General features: G+C 61.7%; 22 protein-coding genes. 13 read left to right on the top strand and 9 right to left on the bottom strand.

Translation table 11 applies throughout. From position 1 onward, the window contains the following. The coding region (locus KRZ98_RS12300) for an integrase core domain-containing protein (protein WP_150412212.1) at positions 1–224 on the top strand (224 nt) is incomplete at its 5' end. Here the strand turns inward: KRZ98_RS12300 and katG are convergent. The 4 genes from katG to KRZ98_RS12320 form a co-directional block, all read right to left on the bottom strand. Then, complete coding sequence (gene katG / locus KRZ98_RS12305; RefSeq protein ID WP_217673818.1) at positions 188–2,290, bottom strand: catalase/peroxidase HPI; 2,103 nt, start codon at positions 2,288–2,290, stop codon at positions 188–190. The two genes, KRZ98_RS12300 and katG, sit on opposite strands and share 37 nt — an antisense overlap. Before the next feature lie 398 nt (positions 2,291–2,688). After that, positions 2,689–3,390: a DsbA family protein gene (locus KRZ98_RS12310; protein WP_217673819.1), complete on the bottom strand. Its 702-nt coding sequence runs from the start codon at positions 3,388–3,390 to the stop codon at positions 2,689–2,691. Continuing rightward, positions 3,377–4,717 carry an ATP-binding protein gene (locus KRZ98_RS12315; protein WP_217673820.1) on the bottom strand — a complete coding sequence of 447 codons (1,341 nt, stop codon included), beginning with the start codon at positions 4,715–4,717 and terminating at the stop codon, positions 3,377–3,379. The genes KRZ98_RS12310 and KRZ98_RS12315 overlap by 14 nt, the downstream gene beginning before the upstream one ends. Then, positions 4,714–5,367, bottom strand: coding sequence for a winged helix-turn-helix domain-containing protein (locus tag KRZ98_RS12320; RefSeq protein WP_217673821.1), 654 nt, complete (start codon positions 5,365–5,367; stop codon positions 4,714–4,716). Before KRZ98_RS12320 ends, KRZ98_RS12315 begins: the two co-directional genes overlap by 4 nt. Positions 5,368–5,452: 85 nt before the next feature. Here KRZ98_RS12320 and KRZ98_RS12325 point away from each other — a divergent pair, with 85 nt between their 5' ends. The 6 genes from KRZ98_RS12325 to KRZ98_RS12350 are packed head-to-tail and all read left to right on the top strand — an operon-like array spanning position 5,453 to position 11,666. Further along, a complete protein-coding gene (locus KRZ98_RS12325) occupies positions 5,453–6,250 on the top strand; it encodes a TlpA disulfide reductase family protein (RefSeq protein ID WP_217673822.1) in 798 nt (265 codons plus the stop codon). 1 nt (position 6,251) lies between these two features. Continuing rightward, positions 6,252–6,932 (top strand): DsbA family protein, encoded by a 681-nt coding sequence (locus KRZ98_RS12330; RefSeq protein WP_217673823.1) that lies wholly within the window; start codon positions 6,252–6,254, stop codon positions 6,930–6,932. Beyond that, the gene (locus tag KRZ98_RS12335; RefSeq protein WP_217673824.1) at positions 6,929–9,118 is read left to right on the top strand and encodes a protein-disulfide reductase DsbD; all 2,190 of its coding nucleotides are present in this window, start codon (positions 6,929–6,931) and stop codon (positions 9,116–9,118) included. Before KRZ98_RS12330 ends, KRZ98_RS12335 begins: the two co-directional genes overlap by 4 nt. Before the next feature lie 43 nt (positions 9,119–9,161). Then, entirely contained in the window at positions 9,162–9,653 is a 492-nt protein-coding gene (locus tag KRZ98_RS12340; RefSeq protein WP_254798308.1) for a DsrE family protein, read from the top strand. A 47-nt stretch (positions 9,654–9,700) separates the two neighbouring features. Next, the gene (locus KRZ98_RS12345) at positions 9,701–11,050 is read left to right on the top strand and encodes a rhodanese-like domain-containing protein (RefSeq protein ID WP_217673825.1); all 1,350 of its coding nucleotides are present in this window, start codon (positions 9,701–9,703) and stop codon (positions 11,048–11,050) included. Then, entirely contained in the window at positions 11,043–11,666 is a 624-nt protein-coding gene (locus tag KRZ98_RS12350) for a bifunctional 2-polyprenyl-6-hydroxyphenol methylase/3-demethylubiquinol 3-O-methyltransferase UbiG (protein ID WP_254798309.1), read from the top strand. Before KRZ98_RS12345 ends, KRZ98_RS12350 begins: the two co-directional genes overlap by 8 nt. Before the next feature lie 17 nt (positions 11,667–11,683). On the opposite strand, the gene KRZ98_RS12355 is transcribed toward KRZ98_RS12350, so the two are convergent. Genes KRZ98_RS12355 through KRZ98_RS12365 form a run of 3 tightly spaced genes read right to left on the bottom strand, consistent with a single transcriptional unit; the run spans position 11,684 to position 17,430 of the window. Beyond that, complete coding sequence (locus tag KRZ98_RS12355; RefSeq protein WP_217673826.1) at positions 11,684–13,102, bottom strand: efflux transporter outer membrane subunit; 1,419 nt, start codon at positions 13,100–13,102, stop codon at positions 11,684–11,686. Then, a complete protein-coding gene (locus KRZ98_RS12360; protein ID WP_217673827.1) occupies positions 13,089–14,261 on the bottom strand; it encodes an efflux RND transporter periplasmic adaptor subunit in 1,173 nt (390 codons plus the stop codon). The genes KRZ98_RS12355 and KRZ98_RS12360 overlap by 14 nt, the downstream gene beginning before the upstream one ends. After that, complete coding sequence (locus KRZ98_RS12365) at positions 14,254–17,430, bottom strand: efflux RND transporter permease subunit (protein WP_217673828.1); 3,177 nt, start codon at positions 17,428–17,430, stop codon at positions 14,254–14,256. Before KRZ98_RS12365 ends, KRZ98_RS12360 begins: the two co-directional genes overlap by 8 nt. Positions 17,431–17,673: 243 nt before the next feature. On the opposite strand from KRZ98_RS12365, the gene KRZ98_RS12370 reads away from it, so the two are divergent. From KRZ98_RS12370 to KRZ98_RS12380, 3 genes are all read left to right on the top strand, one after another. Beyond that, positions 17,674–18,966 (top strand): NAD(P)/FAD-dependent oxidoreductase, encoded by a 1,293-nt coding sequence (locus KRZ98_RS12370; protein ID WP_086486343.1) that lies wholly within the window; start codon positions 17,674–17,676, stop codon positions 18,964–18,966. A gap of 108 nt (positions 18,967–19,074) precedes the next feature. Next, positions 19,075–20,412, top strand: coding sequence for a bifunctional UDP-sugar hydrolase/5'-nucleotidase (locus KRZ98_RS12375; RefSeq protein ID WP_217673829.1), 1,338 nt, complete (start codon positions 19,075–19,077; stop codon positions 20,410–20,412). Positions 20,413–20,516: 104 nt separating this feature from the next. Continuing rightward, positions 20,517–21,146, top strand: a complete 630-nt coding sequence (locus tag KRZ98_RS12380) for a peroxiredoxin (protein WP_086486345.1) — start codon at positions 20,517–20,519, stop codon at positions 21,144–21,146. Between the two features lie 36 nt (positions 21,147–21,182). Here the strand turns inward: KRZ98_RS12380 and KRZ98_RS12385 are convergent, their stop codons facing one another. Together KRZ98_RS12385 and KRZ98_RS12390 are read right to left on the bottom strand one after the other, a co-directional pair. Further along, on the bottom strand, positions 21,183–21,563 hold the full coding sequence (locus KRZ98_RS12385; protein WP_254798310.1) for a metalloregulator ArsR/SmtB family transcription factor: 381 nt from the start codon (positions 21,561–21,563) through the stop codon (positions 21,183–21,185). Then, a complete protein-coding gene (locus KRZ98_RS12390; RefSeq protein ID WP_217673830.1) occupies positions 21,560–22,219 on the bottom strand; it encodes a peroxiredoxin in 660 nt (219 codons plus the stop codon). The genes KRZ98_RS12385 and KRZ98_RS12390 overlap by 4 nt, the downstream gene beginning before the upstream one ends. Before the next feature lie 116 nt (positions 22,220–22,335). Between KRZ98_RS12390 and KRZ98_RS12395 the strand changes: the two genes are divergently transcribed. The 3 genes from KRZ98_RS12395 to KRZ98_RS12405 are packed head-to-tail and all read left to right on the top strand — an operon-like array spanning position 22,336 to position 24,112. Next, positions 22,336–23,244 (top strand): MBL fold metallo-hydrolase, encoded by a 909-nt coding sequence (locus tag KRZ98_RS12395; protein WP_217673843.1) that lies wholly within the window; start codon positions 22,336–22,338, stop codon positions 23,242–23,244. Then, positions 23,244–23,675: a YeeE/YedE family protein gene (locus KRZ98_RS12400; protein WP_086486454.1), complete on the top strand. Its 432-nt coding sequence runs from the start codon at positions 23,244–23,246 to the stop codon at positions 23,673–23,675. Before KRZ98_RS12395 ends, KRZ98_RS12400 begins: the two co-directional genes overlap by 1 nt. Then, positions 23,672–24,112, top strand: coding sequence for a YeeE/YedE family protein (locus KRZ98_RS12405; RefSeq protein ID WP_086486347.1), 441 nt, complete (start codon positions 23,672–23,674; stop codon positions 24,110–24,112). The genes KRZ98_RS12400 and KRZ98_RS12405 overlap by 4 nt, the downstream gene beginning before the upstream one ends. Positions 24,113–24,127 lie beyond the last annotated feature (15 nt).

A 24,127-nucleotide genomic window follows, 5' to 3' on the forward strand; every position in this document is an offset into this window, starting at 1 on the left:
CCTACGACAACGCCTTAGCCGAGACGATCAACGGCCTTTACAAGGCCGAGGTCATCTGGCGGCAGCGATCATGGCCAAGCGTTTCGGCCGTGGAAATGGCAACGCTGCGCTGGGTCGATTGGTACAACAATCACCGGCTCTTCGGCCCTATCGGGCACATCCCGCCCGCTGAGGCCGAAGACAATTACTATGCAGCCCTCGAGAACCTCGATATGGCTGCATAGCCCAATGAAAACTGCCTCCTGAAAACCCGGGGCGCTTCACCTGGCACGCCTGCCGACTTGGACCAAACCGTATCCATCGACAGCAGGTTGACGAAGAAGTCGTTGGTCAGAGTCCCCGGACGGTTCGTGAACATGCCCGCATTGGACGCGTCAGCATTTGCCCCCAGCGCGCGCATGCCGCCGACCAGCACGGTCATTTCGGGGACGGTAAGGCTCAGCGTGCTCGCCTTGTCGACAAGCGATTCAACCGGCCCCAGATCGGCATCGGCCGCGTAGTAGTTGCGGAAGCCATCGGCCTTGGGCTGGAGGTAACTGAACGAGGCAGCGTCTGTTTGCGCCTGCGTCGCATCGACCCGGCCCGGTGTGAACGATACTGTCACGGCTTGGCCGGCTGCCGTCGCGGCCTGCTCGATAGCCACATTGCCGCTCAGCACGACGAGGTCGGCAAGGCTCACTTTCTTACCGCCGGTCGCTCCCTTGTTGAACTTGGCGCGAATGATTTCGAGCCGTCCAAGAACCTTTGCCAGTTCTGCGGGATTGTTCACCGCCCAGTTCTTTTGGGGTTCAAGCCGCAGGCGAGCGCCATTGGCGCCTCCGCGCATGTCGGTTGCGCGGAAGGTTGAGGCCGAAGCCCAAGCCGTGCGTATTACTTCCGCAGTGGTCAGCCCCGAACCCGCGATCTCCGCCTTGAGGGCGGTGACATCCGCATCACCGATCATTGCATAGTCTGCCTTGGGCAGGGGATCCTGCCAGGTGAACGTGACGCCGGGCACGTCCTTGCCGAGATAGCGTGCCTGCGGACCCATGTCGCGGTGGGTCAGCTTGAACCAAGCGCGGGCGAAGGCATCGGCAAAGGCTTGCGGGTTCTTCTGCCAGGCCTGGGTGATTTTGCGGAAGCCGGGGTCTTCGCGCATCGAAATGTCGGTGGTGAACATGATCGGCGCGTGCCTTACGTCAGAGCGATGGGCATCGGGCACGAGGTTCGCCGCCGCCGGGTCTTTCGGGATCCACTGTGTCGCGCCTGCCGGGCTCTTGGTTTTTATCCATTCGAAACCGTACAGATTGTCGAGATACTGAGTGGTGAAGGCAACCGGGTTCGCCGACCATGCGCCTTCAAGCCCGCTGGAAACCGTGTCTTCAGCGTTGCCCTTGCCACATTTGTTGGCCCAACCAAGGCCCTGCTGTTCGATCGGTGTCGTTCCGGGATCTGTAGCAACGCACTCTTCCGGCTTGTGGGCGCCGTGTGCTTTGCCAAACGTGTGTCCGCCAGCGATCAGGGCTGCGGTTTCATCGTCGGTCATCGCCATAGCGCCAAAGGCGCGGCGGATATCGGCGGCGGCAGCAAGCGGATCGGGATTGCCATTGGGACCTTCGGGATTGACGTAGATCAGGCCCATCTGAGTGGCAGCGAGCGGCCCTTTGAGGTTGCCCTTGGCATCGCGACGCTGATCCATCAGCATCTTGGTTTCCGGACCCCAGAAGACCAGATCGGGCTGCCAGGCATCTACCCGGCCGCCGGCAAAACCGAGCGTCTTGAATCCCATGTCTTCCATGGCTACGTTTCCGGTCAGGACCATCAGATCGCCCCATGAAAGCTTCCGGCCGTATTTCTGCTTGATAGGCCAAACGAGGCGGCGGGCCTTGTCCAAGCTGACATTGTCGGGCCATGAATTGAGCGGCTCGAAGCGCTGTTCGCCGCCGTCCGAACCACCCCGGCCGTCACCGGTACGATAGGTGCCAGCGCTATGCCAGGCCATGCGGATGAAGAAGGGGCCGTAATTGCCATAGTCGGCAGGCCACCACGGCTGCGAAGTGTGCAGCACCTTGCGGATATCGGCCTTGACCGCATCGAGATCGAGCGAGGCAAATTCACGCGCGTAGTTGTAATCTGCGCCGTAGGGGTTCGACTGTGCTTCGTTCTGGCGCAACGCCGAGAGGTCGAGGCTCTTGGGCCACCATTCCTTGGTACCAGGCGTGACAGCAGTTTCTGCCTGAGCAGGGCTTATCAGCGCTACGGGCGAAGTGGTCGCGACAAGCGCGACAAGAGCGAGGGTACGGAATTTCATGAGAGAGCTCTCCACCTGTTCGGCCTGGTCGATGCCAGGTTGGCCATTCTGCTAACTCCCGCCAGCGAGTGCGCCCAACGGAATAATAATATCACAGTCATCGACAAAAGCACTCACCGGACAAGTTTTGAGCTAGTTTATCGATTCAAGAAGGCGCGCGTGGGTCGCCAACTGTTATCGAGTGAGCGCTTCGCGGTGCATTGCCGCCGCATTCGACCGACAGGCTGCCCTAACCACGTCGTCTGGAGCCCAGACGCTACCAACAACGCTGGTTATCGATTGTCGGGGAGGCTCGCGGCCGATTCCTCTAGGCGAAATGAAGCGCGTCCAGCGCGATATCTCGCTTCGCGAGACCGCCAACGAATAGTGCAATGACCGTACCGGCGTTAGCCGGTCAGTTATTCAGCGATGTGAGCCTTATCCCGAGCCTCGGCAAAAATCGCCAAAAATTCATCTTCAGTCTTACGGCCAATGGCGAGGAGGCTTTCGACGAGGAACGCAGGTGTGCCGCGGATACCGAGACCGAAGGCAAGATTGGCGTCCTGATGCAAACGGTTCAGAAATGCCTGGCGCTGGTCTTTCAAATCCTTCGTGGCCTGTTCCCAATCCGCGCCTATATCGTGTCCGATATCGCGCAGCACTGCCTCGTTCAGCGGTATGTGCATTGCCATCGTACGGTCGTGATAGGCGGGATAAAGACTCTGTCGGTCCATCGCGAGGCCGACCAGGGCGGCACGCTCCGCCATTGGCCCGAAGAAAGCCAGATCGCGATACTCGATCCGCACGTCACCGTCATGCTTCACTGCGGCTGCAAGTATGTGCGCGGTCACCTTGCAGATCGGACAAAGGAAATCATTGAACGCAACGACGGTCACCGACCCATCCGGGTTCCCAGCCGACCGACTCGTCCGCTGGTCTGCGGCGGTTTGATCTCTGCCATTTGAAGACATGTCCTGTGCCAAAGGCGCAGTTTCGCGAAGTACCCAGCTTCCGAGCCATCCCACTGCGGCAAATCCGCTCAGCATGGCAAAGTCGCGGCGGCTGAATGCCTTTCGCGGAGATGCATCTCCTTGATCGGGGGGAACGTCAGCTGGCACCATTGCTCGATATCCTGACGCGATTTGATGGAAAGCGCAGCACGGCGGCAAAGCCGGCATCATCCGGACGAAATTCCAGAACGCCCTGCGCTGGAGCGATTGCGGCCTCGACGATCGACAGGCCCAGCCCGGTGCCGCCCGACATGGCGCGAGGGCCGCGTTCGAATCTGCGACGCACACGCTCAACCTCTTCCGCCGCGATGCCCGCGCCACCATCGATGACACGCAGTTCCAATCCATCGATTGCGGCACACTCGATACGGACTGCGCCTTTGCCTCCATGGTGCAGAGCGTTTTCCACCAGGTTGCCCAGCGCAAGGCGAAGGGCTTCGGCATCAATTGCCAGGTCGACATCGCGGAGTCCGCAGGCGGTGACGATCGACCGACTGCCCGTCGCGGCCAGATGTGCATAATCGCCGACCACGCCATTCACCACGTCACGCACACGTGCGAAGCAGTTGGCTGGTTCCGCCTCTCGCCCTTCCTGCCGGGCCAGTTCCAGCAACTGGCGTACCAGTCGGCTGGTGCGATCCACCGCTATTGCGATGCGCTCCAGGGCATGATCGCGCATGGCCGGGTCCGTGGCGCGGCGGGCCACTTCCGCCTGGGTTTTGAGTCCAGCCAGCGGCGTCTGGAGTTCGTGCGCGGCGTTGGCAACAAAGTCGCGCTCGGCCCGTCTGGCCCCTTCAAGTCTGCCGAGCAGATCGTCCATAGCCTGCACTAGAGGTCTCAACTCTTCGGGCACGGGCTCGACGGCGAGCGGCTCAAGGGTCTGCGGCGAACGCAGCTCGATTGCGCGGGCGATACGCCCCAGCGGTGAAAGGCCGCTCCGGACACCAAACCAAAGCAACACTGCGAGCGCAACGAGCCCGACCGCTGCGGGCAACAGCAAGCCCAACATCAGATCGTTGACCAAATGCTGGCGGACCGCCAGGCTGTCGCCGACCATAACCCTGATGCCACGTGCTGTATCGACATGCGTATAGACGCGCCACTGTTCATCCCCGATCCGGCGACTGGAAAAGCCGGGTGCGCCCCCAGCCAACGGCGCATCGGGCGCTCCGGCTGACTGGCCGACCAAAGCTCCGCTCAATGACCAGATTTGGCACGACAGCTGTCGGGAATAAGGTGCGGATGCCGGTCGCCGCGCCGACCCGCTGGCGGAAACGTCGAGCGCAGCGACCATGCGCGCCGCCTCCACTAACCGCCCATCAAGTACCCGCTGCACTTCAGCCCTGGTGGAAAAACTCGTCCAGCCTGCTGCACCTGCCCAGACGAGCATGGTCACGCCGGCGACGAGAACGAACAGACGGATCCGCAACGCGGTCATGATCGTATAATCCGGTAACCCTCTCCGCGCACCGTTTCGATGCGGCTCCGGCCGAGTTTCGCACGGAGCTTGTGGATGTGTACTTCCACTGCGTTGCTTTCGATTTCTTCCTGCCAGCCATAGATGCGATCTTCCAATTGGCTGCGCGACAGGACGTGCCCCGGGCGCTCCGCCAGAGCATGCAGGATCGCAAACTCGCGGCGAGACACGGCGATTTCCTCGCCATCCAAGGCCACTGATCTACGCGCTTCGCTGATTGTCAGCGCACCCAGTTCCAGATCGCCGCTTGCCCGGCCACTGGCTCGACGCATGATCGCGCGCAGGCGAGCTGACAGTTCCGTAAGATCGAAGGGTTTGCCCAGATAATCGTCTGCACCGCGATCAAGTCCGTCGACCCGGTCCGTGACCATGTCACGCGCCGTCAGCAGCAGCATCGGAGTCTCGACGCCGGCCCGGCGCCATTCCGCTAGCAGGTCTAGACCGGATCCATCTGGCAGGCCGATATCGAGCACGACGCCAGCATGATCTCCTATCGCGGCGCGCGCGTCGGCAAGACAGGCGACGGCATCGACCTCGAACCCCTCAAGGCCGAGCCCCACCACGATACCGTCGCGCAGAATATCATCATCTTCAACAAGCAGAATCCGCATTTCTGCTCCTTTCCCTGTCCGCCTTACCGCTACCTTAAGCCGGATGCTAAGCCTGCCTTAAGAAAGGGCGGCAAGGATAACCTCAATGGATGGCGTCATACAGATCGGCCCACTTGCCATGGCTACAGACCGTTTGATCGCTGTTGCAGCGATCTGGGCGTTTCTGGCGATTGCGGGTGTGATTGCCGCGCGGCTGGATAGTGCGGCAATGCATGCCGGATGGTTGTCCTTGCTAGCCGGACTGGTTGTAGCGCGCATCGGCTTTATTCTTGCCAATCTCGATGCCTTTATCGCCGAACCTTGGACCATGCTTGCAATCTGGCAGGGCGGGTTCTCGGTCTGGTCAGGCGCCGCGGCGGCGTCGATCGTCATCGGGGTCATGCTGGGGCGCAGACCTGCAGGCCTTGCCCTGATCGCCACGGTCGCGGGTCTTTTTGTATTCCATCTCGGTGCGGCCGCTTTGATTGCACCGGATATCCGATCGATGCCGCGCCTGACACTGACGGACCTCGATGGCAAACCGGTCGAGCTGGGTATTCCGGGGCGACCTATGGTTATCAATCTGTGGGCCACATGGTGTCCGCCGTGCCGTCGCGAAATGCCGATGTTGATCGACGTGGCGCAAAGCTCCAAAGTTCCGGTTCTGCTCGTCAATCAAGGCGAGGACGCTGCGGCTATCCGTGCGTTTCTTGCCAAGCAGGGCCTGGCCAACGGGGCAATCGTGACTGATCCGGGCGGCGTCTTGGGCAAGGCTGTCGCTTCGGTGGCGCTTCCAACCACCCTGTTCGTAAACGAGGCGGGCGAAATTGCCGGTCTCCACGCCGGCGAGATATCCCGGGCGGCGCTGACCGCAGGGATGCGTGATCTGCAAAGGACCCAATGAGATGAAGACACTGACAATCGCCGCTGGCATCGGCTTGGCCGCGATTCTAGCCGGCGGCGTGGCGCTTTGGAGCGGTGATGCCGACCCGGCGCAAGCTCGTCAGGCGTCGAGCGACACCTCCAGCGCAGACGCGCTGCGCATCCGCTCGCAAATCCAGAATGATCCTGTTGCCCCGGCCATCGCGCCGCAGGGGCACGATGTCACTGTCGTGGTTTTCTCCGACTATCAATGTCCCTTTTGTCGCAAGCTCCACCCGTCGCTCGAAGCACTGGTGAACGAAGACCCCAAGGTGAAACTGGTCTTTCGTGACTGGCCGGTCTTCGGCGCTGCGTCCATCGAAGCCGCGCGGGCAGCCATCGCCTCCAAATGGCAAGGCAAGCATGCCGAGTTCAACGATGCGCTGATGACCACGACAGGCAAGCTGACATCGGACAGTATTCGCGTCGCAGCAGGCAAGGCAGGGGTGGATTGGGCGAAACTGCAGGCTGACCTCACCGCGCACAAGGCTGAGATCGGTGCTGTGCTGGATCGCAATAGCCGATACGCAGCAATGCTGGGCCTTCAAGGCACGCCCGGTATGCTGATCGGCCCCTATCTCATCCCCGGCGGCATTGATCTGCGCGGGTTGCGTGAGGCGGTGGCGCTTGCGCGACGCGATCCGAATGGAACTGCATCACAATGAAAATGCCGGCCAGGACGATGATGGATCGACTACCGCGTCTTACGATAAGGTTTTTCGCACTGTTCGCAGCCGCTTTGCTTGGTTTCATCGCCGGACCGGTCGCCGCTCAGGCCACGGCAAATATCAATGCGTCGGTACTGGCCGAAACCAGTTCCCCAAAGCCCGGCACGACAACGCGCATCGCTATCCGCATGGTGCCACGCACTGGCTGGCATGGCTATTGGGACAATCCAGGCGACAGCGGGCTCTCGGTAGAGGCGAACTGGACCGTGCCGGACGGCGTGACCATCGGTGACCTGCGCCATCCCGCACCAACCCTGCTCAAGCTCGCGGGGCTGGCAAGCTATGTTCACAAAGGTGCTTTCACGCTCCTTACGGATTTGAACCTGAACGACGATGTTGCTCCGGGCACTGCCATCCCGCTGCGCGTCAACCTCTCATGGCTTGCCTGTTCGGACACGCTGTGTGTCCCCGAACGCGCCACGCTCGATCTGCTGCTGACGGCGGGTGATGGAACAACCAATGCAGCTGCGGCGCTGGTTTTCCGCGCCGCCGAGGCGGCGCTGCCTGTTGGAGGCAGGCTTAAACTGGTGGTCGGGCGTCAGGGTGGAGACTGGCGCTTCGACATTGATGGCGAGGCCAGGCTCGAAGCATCGTCGGTGCGCCTGTTTCCCGCTCAGGATGGCTGGTTCGCGGCATCGGCGCCGCAGACCGTCGTGCGACGGGAAGGTGGATGGCGCGTGACTGTCGCCGCATCGGACAATGCTGCGCCCAGGCCTTCAGATTTTCGTGGCGTGTTTGCGGATAGTAAGCGCAGTTTCGCGTTGATGGCTTCGGGTGCCCTTGAAACTCCGAGGGCCGAGGCGCCTGTAGCACAGTCGGCGCCAGCCTCCACAGCGGCCGTTCTCCCCGCCGCTACCGACAAGCCCACTCCGGCGCAGGGTTTTAAGCGTGCCGCGCCAACCGACACGCGCGCGTTCAGAATTGCACTTACCGGTGCGATCCTTGGCGGGCTGCTGCTCAACCTGATGCCTTGCGTGTTCCCGATCCTGTCGCTCAAGGCGCTGAGCCTCGCTCGATCGGGCGCTGACCGGCACACCGCGAAAGTGGAAGGGCTTGCCTATTTTGCCGGGAGCGTAGCGACGACCACGGCGCTGGGCGCAATATTGGTCGGCGCCCGCGCGATGGGCCATGACATTGGCTGGTCTTTCCAGCTTCAGGATCCCCGGATGATCCTGCTGCTAATGCTCTTGTCGCTGGCAATCGCGCTCAATTTGGCTGGTCTGTTCGAAGTGAGTGGCCCCTCTTTGTCCGGCAATTGGATGACGAAGAAAGGCGGCCTCGGCGCGTTTGGCACCGGTGCGCTTGCTGCGCTGATCGCTACTCCTTGTAGTGGCCCCTTCATGGGCGTCGCGCTGGGCGCGGCACTGGTTCTGCCGGTGCCAGCTGCGCTGGCGGTCTTTGCAGGCCTGGGCCTTGGTATGGCGCTCCCATTCCTGTTGATCGCCTTCGTGCCCCGGCTTCAACGCTGGCTGCCGAAACCCGGCGCGTGGATGGCAACCTTCCGCCGCATTCTTGCCATTCCGATGCTGCTGACCGCGATCGGGCTTGCCTGGGTCCTGGGGCGGCAAAGCGGCGTCGACGGGCTTGCGCTGGGCCTGCTGATCGCCGCGCTGGCCGCAGTGGGATTATGGTGGGTGGGTTTGCGGCAAAGCGGGGGGCGCTCCGCCATGGTCGGACTGGCCCCGGTCCTGATAGCGCTGCTGGTCGCGATCGCGGTAGACCTGCCGCGCCCGGCCGCCGCGACGGCTCCGGCGGATACCGGATCACAAATGTTCAGTGAAGCGCGCTTTGCTGAATTGCGCGCGCAGGGCGTACCGGTCTTTGTCGATTTCACAGCAGACTGGTGCCTCGTCTGCCAAGTCAACAAGCGAGTGGCGATCGACCGGACGGACACGCAAGCGGCATTCGCGAACGCGGGCGTAACGACGCTCGTTGCCGACTGGACGCGGGGCGATCCAGCGATAACGCGCTTCTTGGCCAGCCGCGGCCGTAATTCGATCCCTTACTATCTCTACGCGCCGTCGAAAAGTCCGGTTCGGGAGCTGCCGCAGATGCTAAGCAGCGAGATGCTGATCAGGCTAGCCAATGAGTCGGAAGGAAAGACAGATGATGAGCATTTATAACAAATTACTCATTCTGGGGGGCGCCGCCACATTGGTTGTTTGCATGCCCGCATCCGCTCAAGTTGCGAGGCACCCGGCGGTCGCGGACTATGGCGCGATTGCGCCCACGGCGCAGGTCGCCAACCGTCCCGCCGCCACGGATGATATGCGTGCGCTGTTCGAAATCACCGGCGAGGCACGTGGGCCAAACGGGGTCAACCGTAGTCTCGAAAGGGTCGCGCGCTATCTCAATCTGCTCGCATCGAGCGGCGTTTCCACCAAACCGGGCGATATCAAGGTCATCATCCACGGGCCAGCCACACCGCTGATTCTGCGTGACGAAGCCTATCAAAAGCGGTTCAACTCCGCCAACCCAAACACGCCGCTGATTGCCGCACTCAAGCGGGCTGGCGTTGAAATCCATGTCTGTGGCCAGGCCACCGCTGGACAGGGCATTGCGCGGGAGGACATCGATCCGGCGGTCACTCTCGATCTGTCCGCGATGACGACGCTGGTCCTCCTGCAACGCCAGGGATGGCCGCTCGTTTCAGGCTGACAATAGCAGTCGTCGCGGCGCGAAACCCATACCAGAAGGAAAGAACTATGCTGCTGGAAAAGATCAAGACGCCGGGCCTTTCCCACCTGTCCTATCTGGTGGGGTCGGGCGGGCAGGCAGCCGTGATCGACCCACGCCGCGACTGCGCCATCTACCTGGAAAAGGCGCGTGCAGCTGGGCTTGAGATCACGCATATCTTCGAGACTCATCGTAACGAAGATCTTGTATCTGGCGCGCCGGTGCTCGCCGGCATGACGGGTGCAAAGGTGCTGCATGGGCCGAACCCGGAACGGCCCATAGTCTATGCGACAACGGCGCGCGACGGTGATTGTTATGCCATCGGCCAACTGGAAATCCGGGCCATGGAAACACCCGGTCATACTGATGACCATCTGGCCTATGCGCTGTTTGATACCGCCTATCCGGATAAGGCGGTGGGCGTGTTCACTGGCGACGCCATGTTCGTTGGCGATGTCGGCCGCACCGATTTTTATCCCGACCGGCGCGAGGAGGTGGCCGGGCTGCTGTTCGATTCCCTCCGCAAGCTGCTGGCGCTCGGCGATCAAACCATCATCTATCCGGCGCACGGTGCCGGCTCGGTCTGCGGATCAGGCATGGCCGATCGCGAGTTCTCTACCCTCGGCCATGAGCGGCTCAATAATCCGCGGCTCCAGATCACGGATCGCGACGAATTCATTCGGTTGAAAGTCAATGAGAACCATTATCAACCGCCCTATTTCCGGCTGATGGAGCGGCTGAATGTGGAAGGGGGCAGTGCGCCGCCGCCGGTGATGCGCCCGCGCCGCCTGTCGCTCGCGCAGTTAAGGGACTGCAAAGTGGATCATCTGGTCGATATCCGCGAACCCATGGCCTATGCCTCGGGCCATCTGCCCGGCGCGATGAGCCTGCCCGTGGATATGATTTCCGCGTTTGCTGGCTGGTTCATCCGCGAAGGGGAAAGTGTCGCCCTGATCGCTTCAGATGAAGATCAACTCGCCGCCGCGCTGGAACATCTGGTGCGGATCGCGCTGGATAATGTGGTCGGTGGCTATGTCGGCGTGGTGCCTGCCGCGGCGAAAGGCGTAACGATGCAGCAGACGCCCATGATCGATACGGACGAAGTGGAAAACCGTTTAGGTGGTGCTGAAGGGTGGACGTTGCTGGATGTGCGCGATGCAGACGAACGGGCCAAATCTGCCATCGACGGATCGCACCATATCTATGTTGGCCAGCTTAACGACCGTTGGCACGAACTGGACAAGAAGCGGCATTACACCCTGCTGTGCGCCAGCGGCATGCGCGCGACGGTCGCCGCAGGGTGGCTGGCCAGCCGCGGTTTTGAAAAGCTCGACATCTATCTTGGTTCGATGGGAGCATGGAAGGCAGCGCATGACTGATCGTATGGATTCAGCTGCATTCTGGGACAGTCGCTTCGCTTCGGAAGACTATGTCTTCGGAACCGAGCCTAATGCATTTGTGCGCCGTGAAGCGGGCCGTTTGCCGCAAGGCGGGCGGGTGCTGGCGGTGGCCGATGGGGAAGGGCGCAATGGGGTCTATCTGGCCCAACAGGGCCTAGACGTTACCGCGACCGACATATCCGCCGCCGGAATCGCGAAGGCGCGCAGGCTGGCGCAACAGCGTGGCGTTTCCTTGACGCTGGAGCAGGTCGATCTGGCCGCCTACGACTGGCCGGAGGCTGCATTTGATGCGGTCGTGGCGATCTTCGTGCAATTTGCCGATCCCATATTGCGGGCCAAGATGTTCGCCGGCTTTGCCAGAACTTTGCGGCCCGGCGGCATTCTGCTGCTGGAAGGCTATCGCCCGGAGCAGCTGGAATATGGCACAGGCGGGCCGAAGGTAGAAGACAACCTCTATACCCAAAGCATGTTGCGCGAAGCCTTTGCCGGGTGGGATATTGTTTCCCTGCAAAGCTACGATGCGGATATTCGCGAAGGCAGCGGCCATGGCGGGATGTCCGCACTGATCGATCTCGTTGCGCTGCAGCCCGGCTAGCCTCAGCCGGATCCGTATCAGCCACCGGCCGGTTCGACCCTGTCCTGCGTCCCGCCGCCAAGAGCGCGAACAAGGGTGATCGCAGCCCGTTGCCGCGCTGTCTGCACAGTGATGAAGGCCTGTTGCGCAGCCAGGGAGGCAGTTTGTGCGGTAACGACTTCCAGATAGTCCGCCGCGCCATCGCGATAACGGTCCAAGGCCAGTTCTTCCCCGCGCGCAGCGGCCTGCGCGGCCCGCCGCCGGTCGGCTTCCTCGGCCGCCAGCGCCGCGTTACTGGCCAGCGAATCCTCTACCTCCTGGAAGGCATTCAGCACTGTTTCGCGGTAATTGGCGGCGAGGATTTTGTATTCCGCCTCGCTGACGGCAACCCGCGCCCGCTGCCGCCCGCCATCAAACAGGTTGAGCACGGCCGACAATGGTCCCAGCGCCCAATATCCGGTTGGGGCGCTGACAAGGGGCGCACCACTGGCCTGAAAACCACCCGTCAATGCCAGATCGATGCGGGGGAACCGGGCCGCCTTCGCCACGCCGATGCGGGCATTGGCAGCGATCAGTCGCCGCTGTGCTCCGGCAATGTCAGGTCGCCGTTCGAGCAGGGTGGATGGCAGGCCCGGCGCAATGGTGGGCAAAGCCCCAATGCTATCGGCGGGGGCAACGGCAAATTGCCCGGGTATCATGCCAATCAGTGTTGCGATGCGGTTTTCCAGCGTCGCCCGGCGTGCCGCGATCTGCCGGAACAGCGCTTGTGCATTCGCCAATTGCGTTTGCGATCGGCTGCGATCCACGCCCGATGCGATGCCGCCTTCGTGGCGGATGCGGATCAGTGCGTCTGACGCTTCGTAAGCGTCCACTGTGCGGCGCAGCAGGGCACCTTCCCGGTCAAGCCCACGCAACTGGAAATAGGCATCCGCCAGCGCGCCATGAAGGCTGAGACGGACGGAGGCGAGACTGGCCGCTTCGACTCCCACGTCCGCTTCGCTAGCCTGGATGCTGTCGCGCACCCGGCCCCACAGGTCGATTTCATAGTTCAGCGCACCGCCCAGAATATACTGGTCCGCCGTTATCGGAACGCCGGGACCGATGGGCCGTCCAGCGGAAAGCCGTTCGCGCGAAATGGCCGTGCGGGCATCCAGCGTGGGGACAAGATCCGACCCCGCAAGGCGCGCCTCCGCCCGCGCGCGGTCAAGCCGGGCTACTGCTGCGGCAAGGCTTGGGCTGCCCTCGTCCGCCCGCGCGATCAGGTCGTCCAGTACAGGGTCGTCGAAATCACGCCACCATTGCCCTCGCGGCTGCCGGTCCGCCGGCGCGGCATCCTGCCACCGTGCGCCATATTTGTAACTTTCCGCCACCGGCGTGGCCGGAATATTGAGTGGCGGCGCCATGGAACAGCCCGCCATCAACAGCAGGGTGGGCGCGGCGAGGTTAATTCTGCGCATTGGTAGTACCTTTCCCCAGGTTGCGGACGATGCGAACCCGATCGCCTTGTGCCAGCGCTTCTGGAGGAGTGGCGATCACGCGGGCCTGCGGCGTTAGGCCGGAAGCGATCTGCACGCTGGCGCCATCGTCCCGTCCGATCATAACCAGGCGCATCGTGACGCGCCCTTCGCGATCGACCAGCCCCACCATCGTTCCCTTCGGTGTGACAATCAGCGCGCTGGCGGGTAGCGTTACGGCGGTGCCTGCCGCCATCGGGATGGCCACTTCAGCGTAGCCGCCCGGCTTAAGCCGCTGGCCTGCATTGTTCACCTCGAACTCGGCCAGCACCGTGCCCGATGCCCGGTCCACCGCACCTGCTGTGCGTGCCAGTACGGCGTCGAAACTCTCGCCCGGATATTCCGGCACGGTCAGACTGGCCAACACGCCCCGCGTCAGCTGTCCTGACAAGGCCTGGGGCACACGGACGCGCAGGCGCAGTCGGCGGTCATCTGCAATGGTGAACAGGGGGCTGGCCGCGCCGTTGCCCGCATTCACCAGGGCGCCGATTTCCGCGTTGCGGCTGGTCACCCGGCCTGCAAAAGGTGCCACAACACGGCTGAAGCCGGGCGTGGCGCGCAATCGTTCGACATTGGCACGGGCCGAACTGGCAAGGGCCGTTGCCGCTGCTAGCCGCCCGCTCTTTTCATCGGTTTCCTGTTGCGATACCGCGTCCTTCGCGCGCAGCGCGTCCCAACGTACGGCCGTAGTTTGCGCCAGTCCACGGTTGGCTTCTGCCGTGCGCAGGTCCGCTTGCGCCTGTGCCAATTGTTGTGCCACCTCCGGGGCGTCCAGTACGGCCAGAACCTGCCCCGCACGCACATGATCGCCAATATCGACCAGTCGCCGCGCCACATAGCCGCTGGCGCGAGCATGGATGGCGGCTTCGTTATCTGGTTCCAACATGCCGGGCAGACGAATGGCGCCTGCTTCCGCCGGTTGTGGGTGCAAGACATTGACGGTCGGCAATGCATTGGCGCGGGCGAATTCTGCCTGTTCGGTATGGTCCGCATTGCGGGCAACGATGCCGCCACCCACCAGCAGCGCTACGCCAACAGCTGCCGCCGCACCATAAAGGCGGCCCTTTCGCGATGAAGTCCGTGATGGGGTGGGATCAGACATGGCTCGGTTCCAGTTCGATAGTGCGGGTTTTGGGGGCGCCCTTGCGGTGGGCCAGCGCGAACAGCGCGGGCACCAGCACCAGCGTGGCGATTGTGGCGAACGCCAAACCGCCGATCACCGCACGGCCCAGCGGCGCGTTCTGTTCCGCGCCTTCGCCCAGGGCCAGCGCCATGGGCGACATGCCGATGATCATTACCAGCGCGGTCATCAGCACCGGGCGCAGGCGAACCATGCCCGCTTCCAGTGCGGCCGTTGCAGCGTTGCCCGTTTCCGCCAGCCTTTCGCGCGCGAAACTGACGACGAGGATGGCGTTGGCGGTGGATACGCCCATTGCCATGATCGCGCCGATCAGTGCCGGTACGGACAAGGTGGTGCCGGTCAGGAACAGCATCCACGCAATACCTGCCAATGCGGCGGGCAACGCGCCGATGATTACAAGCAGATCGATCCAGTTCTGGAAGTTCACCACGATCACCAGATAGATCAGCACGATCGCCGCGATCAGGCCGAATGCAAGGCCGTTGAAGGCTATGTTCATCGTTTCATATTGGCCGCGCAGGGTAACGGTGGATGCTTTCGGCAGGTTCTTTTCCAGCGCGACGATGGCGGCGTTCACATCGGTCGCAACGGCACCCAGATCACGCCCTTGCGTGGTGGCATAGATGTTGATGACTGGCTGAATGTCATATTTGCTGACCACGGACAGTGTGTTGCCGCGCGTGATCCGCGCGACACCGCCAAGCGTTTGCGATGCTGCATCGACGCCGCCTGCGACCGGCAGCGCGGCCAGATCGGCGACGGAGCCTACGTCCCGTTCCGGCAATTGCGCCACGACAGGATAGGACACGCCGTTTTCCGGATTGAGGTAGAATACGGGCGAGCTTTGCGCCGTACCGGCAAGCGCAGTGCCGAGGCTGGCCGTCACATCCCGCTGGCTTAGGCCATATTGCGCGATGCGTGCGCGGTCGACATCGACATTCAGTTGGGGATAGCGGGTCGATTGTTGAATGCGTGCGTCGGCCAGCCCCGGAATCTGCCGCACGCTTTTCAACAGTTTTTGAGCATATCGCTGATTTTCCGGGATGTTGCGCCCGCGTATCTGGATATCGAGAGGGGCTGGCGATCCGAAATTGAGAATCTGGCTCGTCATGTCTGCCGGCAGAAAAGCAAAATCGACGCTTGGGAATTTGAGCGGTAACTGGTGGCGCAATGCACGCACATATTCATTCGTATCCCCGTGATCCTTTGACAAAGTGATCAGGATATCGCCTTCATTGGAGCCGACCGTGCCGGAATTGGCATAAATATTGTTCAGCGCCGCCAGAGAGATGCCAATATTATCGACCATCGTTTCGATTTCCGCATCGGGGATCACGCTGCGGATATGTTGTTGCACCTGCGCGAAAGTGGCGGAACTCTGTTCGATCCGCGTCCCCGCAGGCGTCCGCACATGCAGGGCGATCTGACCGGAATCCACCGCCGGGAAGAAGTCCCGACCGAGCAACGGCACCAGCGCCAGCGACAGAAGCATGACGCCTAGAAAGACCATGGCAAAGCCGCGGCGAACATCCAGCACGCGGCGCAGCAACTGGCCATAACGGGCGCGCATCCGTTCGAACCGCTGGTCGAATGCGCGCTGAAAACGAACAAATATATTGCGCGTCGGGCGGGTCTTTGCTCCTTCATCATGCGGGCGCAGCAGGAACATCGCCATAGTCGGCACCAGCGTGCGGGCGAGCACGAAGGACGTGAGCAAGGCGAATATCACCGCCAGCGCCAGCGGCACGAACAGGAACCCCGCAATGCCAGGCAGAAAGAACATCGGCACGAACACGATGCAGATGCTCAGCAGCGCGACCAGCGCAGGTTTCACGATTTGCGCCGCGCCATCCATGATGGCGGCGATCACGCCCTTGCCATGTTCCAGATGCCAGTTCATGTTTTCGATAGTCACGGTGGCGTCGTCCACCAGAATGCCGATGGCCAGCACCAACCCGCTCAGCGTCATCAGGTTAAGCGTGTGGCCCACCGCGCCCAGACCGGCAATGGAACCCAGGATCGCCAGCGGAATGGCCGTGACGATGATGATGGTCGATCGCCACGATCCAAGGAACAGCAGGATCATGAGCGACGTCAGCAGCGCAGCGAGAGCGCCTTCGGTCACCACCGACGAAACCGCCGCTTTGACCAGTTCTGACTGGTCACCTATTGCCGTCACTTTCAGCGTATCGGGCAGGCCTGCCAGCGCCTGCGGCAGGCGCCGCTTGATCCCGTCGACAATGGCGAGTGTGGATGCGCTACCGCTTTTAAGCACGGTCATCAAAGCGGATCGCTGCCCATCCACATGGACCACGTTGATCTGCGGTGCGGACCCGTCTCGCACCTGTGCGATATCGCGCATCAGGATGGTGGCGCCGTCCACCACCTTCACCGGCAGATTGTTCAGTTGCTCGACCGATGCCGGGGCGTTGTTCAAGCGGACATTATACTGCAGGTCGCCGATCTTGGCGAAGCCGACCGGGCTGATTTGCGTCTGCGCGGTCAGCGCGTTCGCTACGTCTTGCGCAGAAAGGCCACGCGCCTGCAACGCGGCCGGATCAACATCGATCTGCATCTGGCGCTGCTTCCCGCCAGAAGGGAATGGCATGGCTACCCCGGGCACCGTGACCAATAGTGGACGGACTTGGTTCAATCCCAGATCGAATAGCTGCTGTTCGCTCAAGCCCTTTCCCGACAAGGCCAGTTGCAGGATGGGCACGGTCGAGGCGTCGTAATTGACGATCATGGGCGGGGTGATGCCCGGCGGCAGCTGACGCAGGATGGTTTGCGAAATGGAGGTGACCTGTGCCGTAGCCGTGCGGATGTCGACGCCCGGTTGGAAATAGATCTTCACCACTGCGACCCCGTTCAGGGACTGGCTTTCGATCCTCTCGATATCGTTGACCGCATTTGTCAGCACGCGTTCGTAAGGCGTGACGATGCGCCCGGCCATGTCCTGCGGCGAAAGGCCGGTATAGGTCCATGCCGTCGCAATCACTGGCACGCCGATGCGCGGGAAGATGTCCACCGGCATCCGCAGGATAGACAATACCCCAATGCCGAAGATCATCACGGCCATCACGATAAAAGTCAGCGGTTTCGTCAGCGCGGTGCGCACTAGCGCGATCATCGTTCGCCGCGCCCTGATGAATTGGTCATGGTTGTGAGCCTCCCGTCGGGGAGGTCAAAAGCGGCACTACCTTAAGGCAGGCTTATGTCAGGACGATAATTTGCTGCTGCGCAGCGCGGATCTCGCCGCATCGGCGAGTGGTAAGGATGCCTTAAGGTGCGTGGCTATCCTGCAGGGCTGCAACGCGCGCGCGATATTCGTTGTGCTAACGTATCGCCACCCGCGCCAGCCAAGGAGATTGCTATGCCACACTATGATGGTCGCCCCCATGTCCTCATTCTTGGCGGAAATTTTGCGGGGCTGGCCTGCGCGCAAAAAGTGCGACAATATTTGGGAGGCAAGGCGCGCATCACCGTAATCGATCGCAAAAGCTATCTGCTGTTCATTCCCAACATCCCGGCTGACGTGTTCGAAGATCGCAACCCAGCGCTGCACCAGCGGATGGATCTGGTGCCCATTCTGGCAAAGGATGACATCGATTTTATCCATGGGGAAGTCACTGCTGTCGACATTGCAGCGCGCAATGTAACCTTCAGGCCCGCAGAACGGGGTGGCGCCGAAGATCATGTCGAACATTATGATTATGTCATCTTCGCACTGGGTGCCCGGCTTGCTTATGACCGGATCGAGGGTTTCGCCGAGCATGGCCACACTGTCAGCGACCTGTATCACGGGGAAAAGCTGCGCCGCTATCTCAACACCCGCTACGCGGGCGGCCCGATCGCGATCGGATCGGCAAGGTTCCACCAAGGGGACGGAGCGGACGGTCTGGAACCCTATCCCGGCGGATCGATCCCGCGGGCGCTTGCCGCCTGTGAAGGGCCTCCCGTCGAGGTCATGATGTCGATGGCGACCTGGCTCAAGGATCGGAAACTTGGCGGCCCCGAAAACGTCACTGTCTTTACGCCAGCCCCCATGATCGCGGAAGACGCAGGCGAGGATGTCGTCAAACAACTCCTGACACTCGCGACCAAGATGGGCTTCAACTACTGGAACAACACGCAGGACATCACGCGACTGACGGCCGACGCCATCGAGTTTGCCGATGGCCGCACCCTGCCGGCAGAGGTGAAGATCATTTTCCCCGACTGGGTGCCGCACGACTTTGTCAAAGGCCTGCCTGTCAGCGATTCCGAAGGGTTCATCAAAACCGACCTGCTGATGCGCAACCCTGACCACCCCGAAGTGTTCGCCTGTGGCGATTGCGCCGCTGTTACGGTGCCCAAATTGGGCGCCATCGGACATCAGCAATCAGACATCATCGGGCTTCAACTTGGCAAGATTTTCGGCGCCGTGGAGGCGGAAAAGGCTGATGTTCCGCTGAAGCCTGAGGTGCTGTGCATCGGCGATATGGGCGATGGGAAGGCGTTCTGGATACATTCCAACAGCTGGTTCGGCGGTGACCGCCAAATACTGAAGATGGGGCGCGTGCCCTATTTCCTGAAAATGCGATATCGCGACATGTTCTTTGCCGCAGATGGCAAAGTGCCCGCATGGGGACTGGATGCCGCAGCGCTGATCGCGGAAGGGCATTGAGCCGCCATGACAAACCTGACCATTCTGCAACTCAATGATCTGCACGGCTATGTGGAGCCCCATTCCGAACTGCGGCGCGATGCGCATGGCGATTTCCAGTTCGCGCAGATGGGTGGACTGGCGCGAATCAAGACTCTGTTCGATCAGGCACGGCAGGAAAATCCCGGTGGAGTGATCGCGCTGGATAATGGCGACACGTTCCACGGCACGCATTTCGCCGTGCAGGATCGGGCACGGGCGATGGTGCCACTGATCAACGCGCTGGGCTTCGACGCGATGACGCTACACTGGGAGTTTGCCTACGGCCCGGAACGTGTGGCTGAGATATCGAGCGAGCTGGCCCACCCTATGCTCGCTGCAAATATCTTCTGCGAAGACAGTAGCGAATTGTTTATGCCGCCCTCGACCATCATCGAACGCAACGGGGTGCGGGTAGGCATTGTCGGCCTCGCCTGCCCGATTGTGGACAAGACGATGCCGCCATCTTTCAGCAAGGGGCTTCGCTTTGTCACGGGCAATGCCGAACTGCCCGGACATATTGAACGGCTGCGGCAGGATGCCGATCTGATTGTGGTCCTGTCCCACCTCGGTTTTCCGCAGGATGTGCAACTGGCCAAGGACGTGGCCGGAATCGACGTGATCGTAAGCGGTCACACCCATAACCGCATGGAAAACGCCGTCGTCGTCAATGGGGCGATCATTTTCCAGTCTGGCTGTCATGGTTCCTATGTCGGGCGGCTCGATCTGGATGTTTCGGAAAATCGTATTCAGGGCTGGCGCCATCGCCTGATACCTGTCGATGATAGCGTCGCGAGCGATCCGGGCCTGGCGGATGCTGTCGCCGCGGCTCTCGCAAGCGAAAGGCAGTCGATGAGCGAGGTCGTCGGGCACACGGACGTCGCCCTGCATCGGTATGCGATGCTCAACAGCCCGATGGACGACCTGTTGCTCGAAGCCGTTGCCGAGGCAGCGGGAACGCCGATCGCCTTTTCCAATGGCTGGCGTTACGGCGCACCGATCGCGCCTGGACCGATCACGATGAACGACCTTTGGAACATGGTGCCGGTGGACCCACCTGTTTCGGTTGTGGACGTTACCGGCTGGGAAATCCGCGAGATGCTGGAGGAAAATCTCGAGCGAACCTTTGCGTCGGATCCGTATGAGCAGATGGGCGGCTATATCAAAAGGATGCGCGGCGTGCGGCTCGTCTTCAAGGCGGAGAATGATAAAGGCCGCCGTATTGACCGACTATATATCGACGGCGCTCAGATTGAGGAATCTGCTCGCTACACCGCCGCTTTCATTACTGCCCAAGGTGTTCCAGCGAAATTCGGCGCCAATCGGCGCAAACTGCCTATCTCGGCGATTGAAGCTCTGCGTCGAAGGCTTGCGAGACCATGGGTTGGGGCGGAAGACGCAGAAAGCTCAAGCACTGAACTCATATAATTGCAAATATTCATATACACGATCACAGAAAGTCACATATTATGTTGGTTGCTTTCGGTATCCTGGGGTAGGTCTCTCTCATCGCAACCCCGAAAGGACCCGACATGAGCCTGCACATTGGCGACATCGCACCCGATTTCACCGTCGATACCCAGAACGGCCCCATCAGCCTGCACGAATGGTCCGGGGACTCCTGGGTCTTCTTCTTCAGCCATCCTGCCGATTTCACGCCGGTCTGCACGACCGAAATGGGCCGCACAGCCCAGCTTGCCGATCAGTTCGAGGCCCGCAACGTCAAACCGCTCGGCCTGTCGACCGACACTGCCGACGAGCACCGCAAATGGATCGAGGATGTCAACGACACCCAGAACACCAACCTGACCTTTCCCATCGTCGCTGACGCGGATCTGTCGATCGCCAAGATGTATGACATGATCCACCCCGATCAGAGCGCGACCGCAGCGGTGCGATCGGTCTTCATCATCGATCCAAAAAAGAAGATCCGGCTGACAATGACCTACCCGATGAGCGTGGGACGCAACTTCGATGAGATATTGCGGGTGATCGATGCGCTTCAACTCGGTGACGCAAAGCGAATCGCGACTCCGGCAGACTGGCAGAAGGGTAAGGAAGTGATCATTCCTCCCTCGATCAAGGATGACGAGGCACGCGCCCTCTTCCCCCAGGGCTGGACCGAGCATCGCCCATATCTGCGCACCGTTTTGGTGGACTGAGAGTTTGATGCTGCGAGGCTTTCGAGCCTCGCGGCATCATTTACGTGGCGTGATCCGGGCGAACATGGCCGCGCCACCGCCGGCCTGCAGTCGGGCCGCGACCGCGTCTGCACGGGATATCGCTACCGTCCCTGCATAGGCATCAAACAAGGCGCTGACTTCAGCGATACGGGCCTGGTTGATGCGATAGAAAACCAGCTTTGCCTCGCGGCGCGTCTGCACAAGGTCGGCCTTCCGCAACACCCCGAGCTGCTGGCTGAGGCCGGGCTGCACCACATTGGCTAATTGCTCGATCTCGCCGACCGAGCGCTCGCCATCTATAAGCGTGCGCAGCAGGGAGAGGCGTACCGGATGTGCAAGCGCCCGAAGCAAATCCGCCGCGGCATCAAGATCGACCGTCGCAATATCCGCCATCATGCCTGATCCTTGATGGGCGTGTAGAACCAGTCGGTGCCAGCGGGCGCGGCCAGCACATCGGCGACATCATGGCTTGGGACCGCGAGCAGATCACTGCCTGGCATCCAACCTTCCGGCGCCAGAGCCGATCCATCATGGACACGCTGAAGCGCGGCGACGAGGCGCAGCATCTCCTCCACGGAGCGCCCGACGCTGGCCGGATAGCAGGTCGAGGCCCGCAATATCCCGTCCGGATCGAGGAAATAGGTCGTCCGCACCGCGCTGGCATCCATCGCGTTTGGGCCGACCATGCCATAGGCGCGCGCGATCTCCAGCGTCGGATCTTCGATGATCGGGAAGTCCACGACGACATCGAACCGATCGCGGATCGCGCGGATCCAGGCGAGGTGGGAAAACAGGCTGTCGACCGACAGTGCCATCAGTTCGCATCCCAGCGTCGCAAACCGGTCACGCGCGCGCGCGATCGACACAAACTCGCTGGTGCAGACCGGCGTGAAATCCGCCGGATGCGAAAAGAGCGCAAGCCATCGTCCTCGGAAATCCGAAAGTGACACCGGGCCACGGGTCGAGCGGGCGGTGAAATCCGGCGCTTCCTCGCCAAGGCGCAACGCGGAACAGGAGGGGAGTTCAGGTGCCAAATCGAACCTTTCATTCATGCTGATCGACATTGTCATCAATCTCGTCGGTTGACGCAACCATAATACTCGATTATTTGAATCGTGTAAGTGAGAAAGTTTGGAGAGTCGAGATGGACCAACCTGATGAGCCGCTCATGCTCGCAACGCAGATTGTAACGGACACCCGCGCCGGCAAAGTACCTGTGCCGGTTGTGCGCTCGTTCTTTGACGAGCCGACATTCACCGCAAGCTATGTGGTGCATGATCCGGTGACTCGCGCCGCAGCGATTATCGACAGCGTGCTCGATTTTGATTCTGCATCAGGCCGCACCGAGCACGGCTCTGCGCAGGCTATCATCGACTATGTCCAGGCCGAAGGACTGAAAGTCGAATGGCTGCTGGAAACGCATGCTCATGCAGATCATCTGTCTGCCGCGCCGTTCCTTCAGGAAAAGCTCGGCGGCAAGCTCGCGATCGGTCGCGCGATCACGACAGTCCAGAGCGTGTTCGGCAAGATCTTCAATGAGGGCACGCAGTTTGAGCGTGACGGGTCGCAGTTCGACCATCTGTTCGATGACGGCGACAGGTTCGCGATCGGTTCGATTTCTGCGGTCGCGTTGCACGTGCCGGGGCATACGCCCGCCGACCTGGCCTACGTGATCGGCGACGCAGTGTTCACCGGCGATACGCTGTTCATGCCGGACTATGGCACCGCCCGTGCGGATTTCCCCGGCGGCGATGCGCGAATGCTCTATCGCTCTATCCGCCGCCTGATGGATTTGCCCCGTGAGACGCGCACTTTCCTTTGCCATGATTACAAAGCGCCGGGCCGCGACGACTTTGTGTGGGAAACCACCATCGGCCAGGAACGCGATTCCAATGTCCATGTCCATGAAGGTGTGGGCGAGGACGAATTTGTCGAGATGCGCACGCGGCGTGACGCGACGCTTGGGATGCCGCGGCTCATCCTCCCCTCGATCCAGGTGAACATGCGCGGCGGGCATCTGCCTGAGCCGGAGGAGAATGGCACGCGCTACCTCAAGCTTCCGCTGGACGTGCTGTGATGCCTGATTATGCAATGCCGGGGCAGGGGCTGATCGGTGGCCTGATGATCGGCGTGGCGGCTGCCATCATGCTGCTGGGCGCGGGCCGCATCGCCGGCGTCAGCGGCATGGCGGCGCGGGCGATCGGGCTGGGCGGCGGCGCACCGCGCACGCTCGCGCTGACATTCATTATCGGCCTGCCTCTCGGCGCGGCACTTGTCGCATGGGCGGCGGGACCGATCCTGTCACGCTTCCCCATGAGCATGGCAACGCTCGCGGTCGCAGGGCTCGTCGTCGGCATTGGCACGCGGCTCGGGTCGGGCTGCACGTCCGGTCACGGCGTATGCGGCATGTCGCGCCTGTCGAAGCGATCCATCGTTGCGACGTTCACCTTCATGGCGACGGGCTTTGTGACTGTGGCAATCGTCAATGCTGTTGGGGGTGGCTGGTGATGCGCGGCGTGATCGGTCTTGCCTCCGGCCTGTTGTTCGGCGCGGGGCTCGCCGTGTCGGGCATGCTGGATCCCGTGCGGGTCCGCAGCTTCCTCGACCTGTTTGGTGCCTGGGATCCCACCCTTGCCTTCGTCATGGGCGGCGCGATGATCCCGATGGCAATCGCCTGGCTGATCCAACGGCGGATGGCGGCGCCTGTTGCCGATGCCCACTTTCACCTGCCCGACACCGATCCAATCACGCCGCGCCTGGTCGGCGGCTCTGCCTTGTTCGGCATCGGCTGGGGGCTCGGCGGCCTTTGCCCAGGCCCGGCGCTGGCCGCATTTGCCATCAACCCTCCGGCAGCCGCCATTTTTACTGCTGCGATGGCGGTCGGCTTCGCGATCGTCTGGGCGCTTGATCGCCCGTCGGGACCACGAACGCCGGTCCACGCCTGAACTTAAAAAAGGAGA

The organism is Sphingobium sp. AS12, from assembly GCF_019097845.1.
Lineage (GTDB): Bacteria > Pseudomonadota > Alphaproteobacteria > Sphingomonadales > Sphingomonadaceae > Sphingobium.

Bases quoted from the DNA above. Each gene is read 5' to 3' on its own strand.
- katG (WP_217673818.1), bottom strand. From the start codon at position 2,290: ATGAAATTCCGTACCCTCGCTCTTGTCGCGCTTGTCGCGACCACTTCG.
- KRZ98_RS12310 (WP_217673819.1), bottom strand. From the start codon at position 3,390: ATGGTGCCAGCTGACGTTCCCCCCGATCAAGGAGATGCATCTCCGCGA.
- KRZ98_RS12315 (WP_217673820.1), bottom strand. From the start codon at position 4,717: ATGACCGCGTTGCGGATCCGTCTGTTCGTTCTCGTCGCCGGCGTGACC.
- KRZ98_RS12320 (WP_217673821.1), bottom strand. From the start codon at position 5,367: ATGCGGATTCTGCTTGTTGAAGATGATGATATTCTGCGCGACGGTATC.
- KRZ98_RS12325 (WP_217673822.1), top strand. From the start codon at position 5,453: ATGGATGGCGTCATACAGATCGGCCCACTTGCCATGGCTACAGACCGT.
- KRZ98_RS12330 (WP_217673823.1), top strand. From the start codon at position 6,252: ATGAAGACACTGACAATCGCCGCTGGCATCGGCTTGGCCGCGATTCTA.
- KRZ98_RS12335 (WP_217673824.1), top strand. From the start codon at position 6,929: ATGAAAATGCCGGCCAGGACGATGATGGATCGACTACCGCGTCTTACG.
- KRZ98_RS12340 (WP_254798308.1), top strand. From the start codon at position 9,162: ATGCCCGCATCCGCTCAAGTTGCGAGGCACCCGGCGGTCGCGGACTAT.
- KRZ98_RS12345 (WP_217673825.1), top strand. From the start codon at position 9,701: ATGCTGCTGGAAAAGATCAAGACGCCGGGCCTTTCCCACCTGTCCTAT.
- KRZ98_RS12350 (WP_254798309.1), top strand. From the start codon at position 11,043: ATGACTGATCGTATGGATTCAGCTGCATTCTGGGACAGTCGCTTCGCT.
- KRZ98_RS12355 (WP_217673826.1), bottom strand. From the start codon at position 13,102: ATGCGCAGAATTAACCTCGCCGCGCCCACCCTGCTGTTGATGGCGGGC.
- KRZ98_RS12360 (WP_217673827.1), bottom strand. From the start codon at position 14,261: ATGTCTGATCCCACCCCATCACGGACTTCATCGCGAAAGGGCCGCCTT.
- KRZ98_RS12365 (WP_217673828.1), bottom strand. From the start codon at position 17,430: ATGATCGCGCTAGTGCGCACCGCGCTGACGAAACCGCTGACTTTTATC.
- KRZ98_RS12370 (WP_086486343.1), top strand. From the start codon at position 17,674: ATGCCACACTATGATGGTCGCCCCCATGTCCTCATTCTTGGCGGAAAT.
- KRZ98_RS12375 (WP_217673829.1), top strand. From the start codon at position 19,075: ATGGGTGGACTGGCGCGAATCAAGACTCTGTTCGATCAGGCACGGCAG.
- KRZ98_RS12380 (WP_086486345.1), top strand. From the start codon at position 20,517: ATGAGCCTGCACATTGGCGACATCGCACCCGATTTCACCGTCGATACC.
- KRZ98_RS12385 (WP_254798310.1), bottom strand. From the start codon at position 21,563: ATGATGGCGGATATTGCGACGGTCGATCTTGATGCCGCGGCGGATTTG.
- KRZ98_RS12390 (WP_217673830.1), bottom strand. From the start codon at position 22,219: ATGAATGAAAGGTTCGATTTGGCACCTGAACTCCCCTCCTGTTCCGCG.
- KRZ98_RS12395 (WP_217673843.1), top strand. From the start codon at position 22,336: ATGCTCGCAACGCAGATTGTAACGGACACCCGCGCCGGCAAAGTACCT.
- KRZ98_RS12400 (WP_086486454.1), top strand. From the start codon at position 23,244: ATGCCTGATTATGCAATGCCGGGGCAGGGGCTGATCGGTGGCCTGATG.